The sequence below is a fragment of the Enterobacter cloacae complex sp. ECC445 genome (assembly GCF_021892025.1).
GTDB lineage: Bacteria > Pseudomonadota > Gammaproteobacteria > Enterobacterales > Enterobacteriaceae > Enterobacter > Enterobacter chengduensis.
This window is the reverse complement of the sequence record NZ_JAKLRZ010000024.1, coordinates 1-12,425: the sequence shown is the minus strand read 5'-3', so window position 1 is coordinate 12,425 and position 12,425 is coordinate 1. Positions and strand designations below refer to the sequence as shown.

The 12,425-nt window shown below is 59.1% G+C and carries 10 protein-coding genes; 4 read left to right on the top strand and 6 right to left on the bottom strand.

Going from position 1 to position 12,425, the window contains the following annotated elements:
* Positions 1-90: 90 nt before the first annotated feature.
* The 3 genes from L6R44_RS18100 to L6R44_RS18090 are packed head-to-tail and all read right to left on the bottom strand — an operon-like array spanning position 91 to position 1,801.
* Entirely contained in the window at positions 91-288 is a 198-nt protein-coding gene (locus L6R44_RS18100; protein ID WP_008501627.1) for a YpfN family protein, read from the bottom strand.
* 24 nt (positions 289-312) lie between these two features.
* Positions 313-1,440: a succinyl-diaminopimelate desuccinylase gene (gene dapE / locus L6R44_RS18095; RefSeq protein WP_237424997.1), complete on the bottom strand. Its 1,128-nt coding sequence runs from the start codon at positions 1,438-1,440 to the stop codon at positions 313-315.
* A 10-nt stretch (positions 1,441-1,450) separates the two neighbouring features.
* On the bottom strand, positions 1,451-1,801 hold the full coding sequence (locus L6R44_RS18090) for an ArsC family reductase (RefSeq protein ID WP_237424996.1): 351 nt from the start codon (positions 1,799-1,801) through the stop codon (positions 1,451-1,453).
* Between the two features lie 387 nt (positions 1,802-2,188).
* Between L6R44_RS18090 and ypfM the strand changes: the two genes are divergently transcribed.
* Entirely contained in the window at positions 2,189-2,248 is a 60-nt protein-coding gene (ypfM, locus tag L6R44_RS18085) for a protein YpfM (protein WP_015572204.1), read from the top strand.
* A gap of 109 nt (positions 2,249-2,357) precedes the next feature.
* On the opposite strand, the gene acrD is transcribed toward ypfM, so the two are convergent.
* Together acrD and narQ are read right to left on the bottom strand one after the other, a co-directional pair.
* Positions 2,358-5,471 carry a multidrug efflux RND transporter permease AcrD gene (gene acrD, locus L6R44_RS18080; protein ID WP_237424995.1) on the bottom strand — a complete coding sequence of 1,038 codons (3,114 nt, stop codon included), beginning with the start codon at positions 5,469-5,471 and terminating at the stop codon, positions 2,358-2,360.
* Between the two features lie 142 nt (positions 5,472-5,613).
* The gene (gene narQ / locus L6R44_RS18075) at positions 5,614-7,308 is read right to left on the bottom strand and encodes a nitrate/nitrite two-component system sensor histidine kinase NarQ (protein WP_237424994.1); all 1,695 of its coding nucleotides are present in this window, start codon (positions 7,306-7,308) and stop codon (positions 5,614-5,616) included.
* Between the two features lie 152 nt (positions 7,309-7,460).
* Between narQ and aegA the strand changes: the two genes are divergently transcribed.
* The 3 genes from aegA to L6R44_RS18060 all read left to right on the top strand — a co-directional run bounded on the left by aegA (position 7,461) and on the right by L6R44_RS18060 (position 11,241).
* Positions 7,461-9,470 (top strand): formate-dependent uric acid utilization protein AegA, encoded by a 2,010-nt coding sequence (gene aegA, locus L6R44_RS18070; protein ID WP_272930136.1) that lies wholly within the window; start codon positions 7,461-7,463, stop codon positions 9,468-9,470.
* Between the two features lie 32 nt (positions 9,471-9,502).
* A complete protein-coding gene (gene nudK, locus L6R44_RS18065; protein WP_237424993.1) occupies positions 9,503-10,096 on the top strand; it encodes a GDP-mannose pyrophosphatase NudK in 594 nt (197 codons plus the stop codon).
* A gap of 101 nt (positions 10,097-10,197) precedes the next feature.
* Positions 10,198-11,241, top strand: coding sequence for a DUF1176 domain-containing protein (locus L6R44_RS18060; protein WP_237424998.1), 1,044 nt, complete (start codon positions 10,198-10,200; stop codon positions 11,239-11,241).
* 92 nt (positions 11,242-11,333) lie between these two features.
* Here L6R44_RS18060 and L6R44_RS18055 read toward each other — a convergent pair.
* Positions 11,334-12,425: transketolase-like TK C-terminal-containing protein (locus L6R44_RS18055; RefSeq protein ID WP_272930135.1), on the bottom strand; the 1,092-nt coding region annotated here is incomplete at its 5' end.

The following is a 12,425-nucleotide window of genomic DNA, read 5'->3' as shown; positions in this document are numbered from 1 at the left end:
CCTCACCCCCAGCCCCTCTCCCCACAGGGGCGAGGGGAGTCATGTCCCTCTCCCCTTTGGGGAGAGGGTTAGGGTGAGGGGGGAGTACAATTACTTCTTCTGGTCCTTCTTCGGCCAGTCGTCGTCATCGTCCCACTTGTCGTTGAAATCACGGTGCGGGGGAAGATCCGGTTTGTTGGCGAGAAACTTTTTATGGTCAACGCGCTTAAGATCTTTAATCACGTTAAGCAGTACGCCGACCAGAAAAACCAGCACCAGAACCCACCAGTACTTTGAAAGCCAATCCATTCGCTATTCCTCTCAGAGCGTTCGTCAGGCGACGAGTTGCTCCATAATACGTTGATACATACGGGCCAGCAGTTGCAAATCTGCCGCATTGACACACTCATTGATTTTATGAATGGTTGCGTTGACTGGCCCCAGTTCGACAACCTGAGCCCCCATACGAGCGATAAAGCGTCCGTCTGAGGTGCCACCCGTCGTCAGCAGCTGTGGCTTAATTTCATTATAGTGCTCGATGGCGTTCACCACCGCATCCACCAGTTTGCCGCGCTGCGTCAGGAACGGCTGGCCGGACAGCCACCAGTCCAGGCTGTAGCGCAGCTCATATTTATCCAGCAGAGCGATCACGCGGGCTTTAATCATTTCATCTGTCAGTTCGGTGCTGAAGCGGAAGTTGAACTGGACGAAGAAGTCCCCCGGGATCACGTTGTTGCTGCCGGTTCCGGCCTTGACGTTTGCAATCTGCATGCTGGTCGGCGGGAAGAACTCGTTGCCCTTATCCCACTCAATCGCCACCAGCTCGCTCAGCATCGGCGCGGCGCGATGGACCGGGTTATCGGCCAGATGCGGATAAGCAACGTGCCCCTGAACGCCGTGAATGGTGAGGTTACAGGTCAGTGAGCCACGGCGACCGTTTTTCACGACGTCGCCCACCACCTCGGTACTGGACGGCTCGCCGACCAGGCAGTAGTCCAGACGCTCGCTGCGCGCCATCAGCGCTTCAACGACCTTCACGGTACCGTTGTGCGCGCTGGCTTCTTCGTCGGAGGTGATTAAAAACGCGAGACGGTTTTTGTGGTTCGGATGCTGCGCCACGAAGCGCTCTGCCGCCACGACCATCGCCGCCAGAGAGCCTTTCATGTCTGCCGCGCCGCGGCCAAACAGCATGCCATCGCGGATGGTCGGCTCAAACGGCGGGTTAATCCAGCGATCCGCGTCACCGGCGGGAACGACGTCGGTATGCCCGGCAAAGGCCAGCGTTTCGCCCTGACCGCGCCACGCCCAGAAGTTCTGGGTATCGCCAAAATCCATGCGTTCAACGGTAAAGCCGATGGCACGCAGGCGTTCAATCATAAGCGCCTGACAACCTGCGTCGTCCGGGCTAAGGGAAGGACGGCGAATAAGCTGCTGAGTCAGCTCAATGACCGGGCATGACATAAACTACACCTCAACGAAAAAAGTCGGAATAAAGGGTTTCACTGAAACCCAGCAGCATAGGCTGCCCTGGCGCGCAGAGCAATGGGCGTTTGATAATTGCCGGCATGTCGAGCATCAGTTTGGCCGCGCTGTCGGCATCTTTGATGCTGGCGCACAGGGATTCGTCCAGTTTACGCCAGGTGGTGCCGCGGGTGTTCAGCAGCGCTTCCCAGCCCAGCTCGCGGATAGCGCTATGCAAAAATTCTGCATCAAGCCCATCGGCACGGTAATCGTGGAAGCGGTGCTCCACGCCGTTGGCCTCCAGCCAGCGGCGGGCTTTTTTGATGGTGTCGCAATTTTTAATGCCGTACATCACAACCATGATGAATCCTTTTGATGTTCTGATAATTAAATGTTCAGTAAATTCGAAGATATATCCTTAAGTGGAATATAACACATTCAGGAATTGTCTGGATTAACGGGTCTTCTTAATTCGACTCACAACTGTAAGCTGAATATTCTTTCATCATTTAAGCATAGATGTCCAACTGGTTTAAATTTCGAATAAACTCAGCAGGTAAAATAAAACTCACCCATCCGTAGGGTTATTTCAGAATATTGCTGGCCGTCACAAAAAATTGAGGTCACTCCGTTCATATTTATCATAAATCCCCGCAGGACGTGGGGTACAATCACAGCAATTGGTTAAATAGTCTTCACAACGATGGTCCGTTTTTGTAGAATGCGCATAATAATAAGAGAGGTTGTTATGATTGAACGTGAACTGGGGAACTGGAAAGATTTTATCGAAGGCATGCTTCGTAAATGACATTCAGTAAGAATTGCAAGAGCACTAAAATAAGTAAAATAACCATAGTGTGACTTAATCACACAGTAAAAAGGCGGCCGATTAAGCCGCCTTTTTTTATTTCAGCGACTTACTCTGCCCGTTCCTTTAGCGGGAAGCGGCGACGCACCAGCACAAAGAACAGCGGCACGAAGTAAATGGCCAGGATGGTTGCCGAAATCATGCCGCCCATGACGCCCGTACCGACGGCATGCTGGCTGCTGGAGCCTGCGCCGGTGCTGGTTGCCATCGGCAGTACGCCAAACACAAACGCCAGCGACGTCATCAGGATCGGACGTAAGCGCTGACGGCAGGCGTGCAGCGTGGCGGCCATCAGCTCGTGGCCTTTGGCATTCATCTCGTTGGCAAACTCAACGATCAGAATGGCGTTCTTCGCCGATAGTCCAATCACGGTGAGCAGACCCACCTGGAAGTAAACATCGTTCTCCAGGCCGCGCATCCAGGTCGCCAGCAGCGCGCCGATAACTCCAAGCGGCACCACCAGCATGACCGAGAACGGGACCGACCAGCTTTCATACAGTGCGGCAAGACAGAGGAAGACCACCAGCAGAGAGAGTGCGTAAAGCGCGGGGGCCTGCGCCCCGGAGAGGCGCTCCTGGTAAGACATGGCCGTCCACTCCAGGCCAAAGCCGGCGGGCAGCTGCTGCACCAGCTTTTCCATGGTGTCCATGGCGGTACCGGTACTGACGCCCGGCGCGGCCTCCCCGACGATTTCAACCGCAGAGTAGCCGTTATAGCGCTCCAGGCGCGGTGAACCGCTCTCCCAGCGCGAGGTGGCAAACGCGGAGAACGGCACCATGCCGCCAGCGTTATTCCTGACAAACCAGCGGTTTATATCATCCGGCAGCATGCGGTACGGCGCGGCGGACTGGACGTACACTTTTTTCACGCGGCCGCGATCCATAAAGTCATTCACATAGCTTGAACCCCACGCCGTTTGCAGGGTGTCGTTGATATCGTTAATCGAGACGCCCAGCGCCTGCGCCTTGCGCTGATCGATATCCACCTGCAGCTGCGGGCTGTCGTCAAGGCCGTTATGGCGAACGCGGGTCAGGCCTGAATCTTTTCCTGCCAGCTCCAGCAGCTTGTCGCGCGCCGCCATCAGCGCCGAGTGGCCCGCGCCGGCGTGATCCTGCAGCTCCATATCGAACCCGGCGGAACTGCCCAGCCCGCTTATCGCTGGCGGGCTGCTGGCGAAGACGCGCGCTTCTTTAATGCGCGCAAAGGCTTTCGTCGCGCGTTCAATGATGGCGAACGAGGTGCCCGTGCGGGTATCGCGCTCGTCCCAGTCCTTCAGGCGGACGAACATCCGGGCGACGTTCTGCCCGTTTCCGCCCGGGCCGGAGCCGACGGTGGAGAAGACCGACACAACGTTATCTTTCTCTTGAGTGAAGAAATACTGCTCCACTTTCTGAACCACTTTCAGCGTCTGCTGCTGCGTAGCGCCGCTCGGGAGCTGCACCGAGGTGGTGAACATCCCCCGGTCTTCCATCGGCAGGAACGAGGTGGGCAGGTGCATAAACAGCCAGACCATTCCGCCCAGCAGCACAACGTAAATCATCATCCAGCGCAGGCTGCGGTGCAGTACGCGGCCAACGGCAGATTCATAGCGCGCGGCGTTGCGGTTAAACATCCGGTTAAACCAGCCGAAGAACCCTTTCTGCCCGTGCTGCTCCCCTTTGTGCAGCGGCTTCAGAAGGGTGGCGCACAGCGCGGGGGTGAGGATCAGCGCCACCAGCACGGAGAGCACCATCGCCGAGACGATGGTGATTGAGAACTGGCGGTAAATCGCCCCGGTGGTGCCGCCAAAGAAGGCCATCGGGATAAAGACGGCCGACAGCACCATCGCAATCCCGACCAGCGCTCCCTGAATTTGCCCCATGGATTTGCGCGTCGCCTGGCGCGGTGAGAGCCCTTCTTCGCTCATGATGCGCTCGACGTTTTCGACCACCACGATGGCATCATCCACCAGCAGGCCAATCGCCAGCACCATGGCAAACATTGTCAGAGTGTTAATGCTGTACCCGAACGCGTAAAGCACCGCAAAGGTCCCCAGCAGCACCACCGGGACGGCAATGGTGGGGATAAGCGTCGCGCGGAAGTTTTGCAGGAACAGGTACATGACCAGGAACACCAGGGCGATCGCTTCCAGCAGGGTTTTCACCACGTCCTCAATCGAGGCCTTAACGAAGGAGGTGGTTTCATAGGCGACTTTGTACTCCAGCCCGTGCGGGAAATACTGCGACAGTTCATCCAGACGGTCCAGCACCAGCTTCGACGTCGCCATTTCGTTTGCGCCGGAGGCCAGCTTAATCCCCAGACCGGAGGCCGGATTGCCGTTAAAGCGGCTCAGGTAGTCATATTTCTCCGCGCCCATTTCCACCGTTGCCACATCGCCCAGGCGCACTTCCGATCCATCCTGATTGACGCGCAGGGTGATATTGCGAAACTGGTCCGGCGTCTGGAGCAGGGATTGCGAATTAATGGTGGCGTTCAGGGCTTGCTTATCAACGGACGGCGTACCCCCCAGTTGCCCTACGGCAATCTGCGCGTTCTGAGCTTTGATGGCATCCGTCACGTCGGTTGCCGTCATCTGATAACTGTTCAGCTTGTTCGGATCGAGCCAGATGCGCATGGAGTATTGTGAGCCGTAGGCGTCGATATCCCCGACGCCGTTAATGCGGCTGATGGGATCCTGAATATTACTGGCGACGTAGTCCGCAATGTCCTGTTTATCCATCGAGCCATCCGTCGAGACAAACGCGATGGTCAGTATGTTGGTATCACCGGTTTTACGCACGGTAACGCCCTGGTTCTGCACCGCCTGAGGAAGTTTGCGCATGGCCGACTGCAGCTGGTTTTGCACCTGCTGCACCGCTTCGTCCGGGTCGGTGCCTGCCTTAAAGCTCAGGGTAACCGTCGCCTGTCCCGTGGCGCTGCTTTGCGAGGACATGTACATCAGATTATCCAGACCCGTCATGTTCTGCTCGATAACCTGCGTCACGGTATTTTCCAGCGTCTGCGCAGACGCGCCGGGATAGTTTGCGGTGACGCGCACGTTCGGCGGGGCCAGGTCGGGGTATTGCTCAACGGGAAGTGAAGTAATGGCCAGGACGCCTGTCAGACACAACAGGATGGCAAGCACCCAGGCAAAAATGGGGCGATCGATGAAGAAATTCGCCATGTAAAAGTGACCTCGTTTTGCTGCACGTCATTATTGTTTATTGCCCGCCTAACTTTAGCGTTAAGGCCCAGGTCAAACGTGGAGAAATAAAGGAGATAATGTAAATTATCATGCGCTTTTCCCTGCGCGTGCCCCTTTACCGTTATTTACCCGTTAACGGTGCAGGCACCGGGAACGTCACGCTGACCAGGGTGCCGCCGTTTTGCGGCTGCGAAAAGTACAGCATTCCTCCAAGGCGTTGCGCGCGTTCGCGCATAATATTGAGCCCGTAGTGGCCCGGCGGTTCGCTGGCCTCGCCAATCCCGATGCCGTTGTCGCGAATGCTGACGCTGTGCGTACCGTCCGCTGCGGTGACGCAGCTGACGGTGATCTCACTGGCCTGCGCGTGCTTAATGGCGTTCAACACGCCCTCACGTACGATCTGCAGCAAATGCACCTGCTTTTGCGCATCGAGCGCCAGGGAGGAGAGGCGGCAGTCGAGATGAAGCTTAGCCTGCGTCTGGCTCTGCAGCACGTCGAGGGACTCCTGCAGCGCTGCGGGTAGGTTCGCGTGGTTTAGCGTCAGGCGGAAGGTGGTGAGCAGCTCGCGCAGCTGCTGCCAGGCATTGTTCAGCTCGCGGGAGAAGTCGGCGATGATGGTCTGCGCCGGACTATTTTCCTCCGGCACGGCACGCTTGAGCAGGGCAAGCTGGATGCGCAAATACGACAGCACCTGCGCCAGCGAATCGTGCAGCTCGCGGGCGATGGTGGCGCGCTCTTCCATTAAGAGCAGCTGCTGGTAATGCTTTTGCGCCTGGTTAAAGTACAGCCCGCGCCCGAGCATGGTCGCCACGCTTCGCATCAGCGGGAGGGGGACGCTGTCTGCCTCGCTTTGCCAGCGCAGCTCGCCGTAGAGCGTGTCCTGCATCAGTACCGGCAGGTTTTGCAGCGGGATGTCGTTCGACGCAGTACCTTCACACACTCGCCAGTCGTCGCTGGTGCGCAATTCCAGATAACTCATCTGCGTATAGTCATGGACAATCTGCAGGATATGCCGGAAGCAGTGGCTGTCTATCTGGCCGGTATTCAGCGCCTGAGAGCATTTGAACAGCATGTCGAGCTGCTGGTGGGCCTCATGCAAATGGCGCGTCTTTTCCGCGACCGAGGCTTCGAGCGAACGGTAAAGCGTCGCCAGCTCGGCGGACATGTGGTTGAAGGCGCGCGAAAGCTGGCCCAGCTCGTTCGGCAGGGCGCTATCCGGCGCAGGGGTGGCAAAATCTCCTCGCTCAATGCGCTCGCTGGCCGCTACCAGGTTATTCAGCGGGAGCACCACCTGACGACGGATGCGTCGCAGGGTAAACAGCGTCAGCAGCAGGATCCCGAGCGCGCCCGCCAGAGAGAGGAGGGTCACCGTCTGAATTTTATGTTCGGTGTAGTGCTGCAGGGCGAGCACAAAGGCGTCGATGCGGCTGACAAAATCTTCAATGTGATCGTCATACCACGCGCTGTCGCCGCGGGCGATGCGCGTATCCATCTCCTGCCAGGCCACGTGCAGCTGCTGGTAGCGCGCCTTAACATTGTCCGGGACGTACCAGCGGTCCAGCTTCTGCAGGGCAGGCGCGCCGAGCGTCTGTTGCCAGCTCTCGCGATGCGCGACAAGGGAAGGACTGTTGCGCTGCATCTCGTAGCCCAGACGATAGCTCTGCATACGCAGCGAACCCGCGATATTAATGGCTTCAGCGTCACGCTGGCTGCTGGCAAGCGTCAGCAGCGCGACGGTGCTGGTCAGCACGGATAAGGCAATAATCGAAAAGAAAGCCCAGGCAAGGCTTCCGGAAACGGGGCGTTTAACGGTCACAGAACGGCTCTCTGAATAAAATTGATCTGCCACAGGTTCACTGGAAATAATTGGGCGTTCCGGGCAGTAGAACATTGCCCGATCGCGCAGTGATGCGTAAATACCATACTCTTATAAAGAAAAAGGTTATTGAACCAAAAACAGGTGTGGTTATGAATCGTTTTATTATGGCTAATAGCCAGCAGTGCATTGGGTGTCGCGCCTGCGAAGTGGCCTGCGTAATGGCGCACAACGACGGGCAGCACGTCCTGAGCGAGCGCCATTTTCACCCCCGTATCACGGTCCTGAGTGCCGGCGAGAAGCGCAGCCCCGTCACCTGTCACCACTGCGAAAATGCCCCCTGCGCGCAAAGCTGCCCGAACGGCGCCATCAGCAAATGCGATGACAGCGTACAGGTGAATCAACAAAAATGCATTGGCTGTAAGGCCTGCGCGGTGGCCTGCCCGTTCGGCACGCTGGAGATTATCGTCACCCCGCTCGACAACGGCGGCGTGAAGGCCTCGGCGAATAAATGCGATCTCTGTCTGACGCGGCCACAGGGGCCGGCCTGTATTGAAAATTGCCCGGCAGATGTCCTCTCACTGGCGACGCCCGCTGCCCTTGATAATCTGGCCAAATCGCGCCGACAGCGCGCGGCCAGCCGGGAGGCGCAACCCTGGCATGCGGAGGCCGTCAGAGAAGACGCGCCCCGCAGCAAGCGGCAGCAGATGCAGGCGACGCCGCCACGCGGCGAGCCCGACAAACGCCCTGCCGCAGAGCGCGTGGGCCATTTTAACGAAATCTACCTGCCGTTCCGGGACGAGCAGGCCGCCCGCGAGGCGTCGCGCTGCCTGAAATGCGGAGAACACAGCATCTGCGAATGGACCTGCCCGCTGCACAACCACATCCCGCAGTGGATTGCGCGCCTCAACGCGGGGGATATCACCGGCGCGGTTGCGCTTTCACACCAGACCAACTGTTTACCTGAAATTACCGGCCGCGTCTGTCCGCAGGACCGATTATGCGAGGGCGCCTGCACAATACGTGATGTGGCGGGATCTGTGACCATCGGCAACATCGAGCGCTATATCGCCGATCGGGCCCTGGCGACGGGCTGGCGGCCGGATATGTCCGCCGTTACGCCGACAGAGAAACGCGTCGCGATCGTCGGCGCGGGGCCGGCCGGGCTGGCGTGCGCCGACGTGCTGGTGCGCAGCGGCGTGAGCGTGACGGTCTATGACCGGCATCCGGAAATTGGCGGATTGCTGACCTTTGGCATCCCGGCATTCAAGCTGGATAAATCGCTGCTCGCGCGGCGCAGGGAGATATTTACCGGGATGGGGATCCGCTTCGAGCTGAACTGCGAGGTGGGCCAGGACGTGTCGATGTCGCAGATAACGCACGATTACGATGCCCTGTTCATCGGCGTGGGAACCTACCGCTCGATGAAGGCGGGTATCCCATATGAAGACGCGCCCGGGGTCTATGACGCGCTGCCTTTCCTGGTCGGCAGCACGCGGCATGTGATGGGGCTGGAGGAGACGGCCAGCGAACCGTTCATCGACACCCGTGGCTTAAACGTGGTGGTCCTCGGCGGGGGCGATACCGCGATGGACTGCGTTCGCACCGCGTTACGCCACGGGGCGGCGAAGGTGACCTGCGCCTATCGTCGGGACGAGGCCAACATGCCGGGCTCGAAGAAAGAGGTGAAGAACGCCAGAGAAGAGGGCGCGGCGTTTGAATTTAACGTCCAGCCGGTTGAGGTGACGCGGGATCCGAACGGAAAGGCCAACGGTATCCGGATGCTGCGCACCGAGCTCGGCGAGCCGGATGCGCAGGGGCGACGTCGGCCCGTTCCCGTCGCGGGGAGCGAGTTTGTGATGGCGGCGGATGCGGTCATCATGGCGTTTGGTTTTAACCCGCACGCGTTGCCGTGGCTGCAGGCGCAGGGTGTCGAAACGGATGACCGGGGGCGGATCGTTGCTTCGGTCGAGAGCCGCTACCGTTACCAGACGACCAACCCTAAAATCTTCGCCGGGGGCGATGCGGTACGCGGGGCGGATCTGGTGGTGACCGCGATGGCGGAAGGGCGTCATGCGGCGCAAGGAATACTCGACTGGCTGGGGTTAACGCAGCGAAACATCATTAAACCGGCGGGCGACAAAGCGGGATTCACGGCGTAGTATAGAGCGACTCATTGTGTTGTGGAGCCCGTATGACCCTGAAAATTGACGTTATCAAAGACAAAATTCTTTCTGAAAACTACTTTGTCCTGCGTAACATCACCTACGATCTTACGCGTAATAACGGTGAAGTGATCCGCCACAGGCGCGAGGTCTACGATCGCGGTAACGGGGCAACGATTCTGCTCTATAACCGTGAAAAGCAGAGCGTGGTGCTGATCCGCCAGTTCAGGGTGGCGACATGGGTTAACGGCAATCCTGACGGACGTCTGATTGAAACCTGCGCGGGCCTGCTCGATGACGATGAGCCGGAAGTCTGCATCCGCAAAGAGGCCGTGGAAGAAACCGGGTTCGAAGTGGGCGAGGTCAAAAAGGTCTTCGAGCTGTTTATGTCTCCGGGCGGCGTGACGGAAATTGTGCATTTCTTCATTGCGGAATACAGCGACGCGCAGCGCACCCACCGTGGCGGTGGCGTAGAGGATGAAGATATCGAAGTGCTGGAGCTGCCTTTTGTCCGCGCGCTGGAGATGGTGCGTTCAGGCGAAATCAGGGATGGTAAAGCGGTGATATTACTGCAGTATTTACAGACGACCGGGCTGATGGATGCCACTTTCGAACGGATATAGCCTGTTTTTCGGGTATATCTGATAAATCCGATTGAGCAACCCCGGCGGGAACACGAAGATACTGCCCAGTTATGCGTTTTCGTTCCGGGATTGTGTCATTCATGCGCTACAGCGTCTTTTTATTTTCCCTGCTTTGGGTGTTCCTCGCGCCTCAGGTGCGGGCTGCACCGGCCCAACAAGCCTTCTCTGACTGGCAGGTGACCTGCAATAACCAGAACTTTTGCCTTGCCCGCAACACCGGCGAGCACCGAGGTCTGGTTATGACGCTCACCCGCAGCGCCGGGGCGAAAACGGATGCCACGCTGCGTATCGATCTCGGCGGTCTTGATACGCCCTCGGTCAAAGAGCCGGAGATTGCCCCCCGGCTGCTGCTGGATAACGTTCCTCTGAAGTTGGACAAACAGCGCTGGCAGCTCACGCCCTGGCATCTGAAAACGGACGATGCGGCCACCATCACCGCCTTTTTGAAAAATATTCAGGAAGGGAAGGCCCTGACCCTGCGCGGCGGCAAACAGGTGATTTCACTGAGCGGGCTTAAGGCCGCGCTGCTGTTTATTGATGCCCAGCAAAAGCGCGTTGGCAGCGAAACCGCGTGGATCAGGAAAGGGGACGATCCGCCGTTAAGCGTTCCGCCTGCACCCGCCCTGAAAAAGGTGGCGGTCGTAAACCCTACCCCAACGCCGCTTTCCCACGCCGAACTGAACGACCTGCTGGACTACGGTACCGGGCGGATGAACAGCAGCCAGTGCTCGCTGGATCCTAACCGTCGGGAGGTACGCGTCACCGCGTTAACCGATGACAAGGCGCTGCTGATCGTAAGCTGCGAGGCCGGGGCCTATAACACGGTCGATCTGGCGTGGCTGGTATCCCGTAAAAAACCGTTCACCGCGCGCAGCGTCAGGCTGCGGCTGCCGTTTACGCCGTCAAGCGGCGAGAGCGAAATGGAGTTGATGAATGCCAGCTTCGATGAAAAGACGCGCGAGCTGACCACGCTCGCGCTGGGGCGTGGTATCGGCGATTGCGGGATCCAGACGCGCTGGCGTTTTGATGGCCAGCGCTTCCGCCTGGTGCGTTATGCCGAGGAGCCGAGCTGCGACAGCTGGAACGGGCCAGATGCCTGGCCTACGCTTTGGATCACGCGGTAGCTTTTTGCCGGGTGGCGGCTGCGCCTTACCCGGCCTACGTTTCGGACCTTGTAGGCCCGGTAAGCGCAGCGCCACCGGGCACGCAGGCCGCACTACAGCACGCTCAGCGCCTTCTCAACCACGTTCTCAACGGTAAAGCCGAAGTACGGGAACAGCTTGTCGGCCGGGGCGGACTCACCGTAGCCCCGCATGCCCACAATCGCCCCTTTCAGACCCACATATTTGTACCAGTAGTCGGCGATACCGGCTTCCACCGCCACGCGCGCCGCGACGCTGGACGGCAGGACCGATTCGCGGTACGCCTCGTCCTGGGCGTCAAAAATATCCGTTGAGGGCAGGGACACCACGCGCACCGCGTGGCCTTCGGCGGTCAGTTTCTCCGCCGCTTTCACCGTGATTTCCACCTCGGACCCGGTCGCAATCAGGATCACGTCCGGCTTGCCGCCGCTGTCCTTCAGGATGTAGCCGCCGCGGGCGATGTTTTTCACCTGCTCCGGGGTGCGCTCAATCTGCGCCAGGTTCTGGCGTGACAGAATCAGCGCCGTCGGGCCATTGTGGCGTTCCACCGCCAGCTTCCAGCCCACCGCCGCTTCGACCTGATCGCACGGACGCCAGGTGCTGAAGTTTGGCGTTAAGCGCAGGCTCGCCAGCTGTTCCACCGCCTGGTGCGTCGGGCCGTCTTCCCCCAGACCGATGGAGTCATGGGTGTAGACCATGATCTGCCGGGCCTTCATCAGCGCCGCCATGCGCGCCGCGTTACGGGCATACTCGACGAACATCAGGAAGGTGGCGGTGTAGGGCACGAAGCCGCCGTGGTGGGCGATGCCGTTGGCGATGGCGGTCATCCCGAACTCGCGCACGCCGTAGTGGATGTAGTTCCCGGCAATGTCCTCTTTGAGCGATTTCGAGCCGGACCAGATGGTCAGGTTACTGGGCGCCAGGTCCGCCGAGCCGCCGAGCAGTTCGGGCAGGATAGGGCCGATGGCGTTCAGAGTATTTTGCGACGCCTTACGGGTGGCGATTTTCGCCGGGTTGGACTGCAGGTTTTCAATCAGCGCCTGGGTTTTATCGTCCCAGTCTTCCGGCAGCCCCCCCCGGCTGGGGGGGGGGAAAGCGGGGGGGGGGGGGGGGGGGGGGGTTTTTTTTGGGGGGGGGTTGGGCCCCGCGCGGCTTGGGGGTGGCCG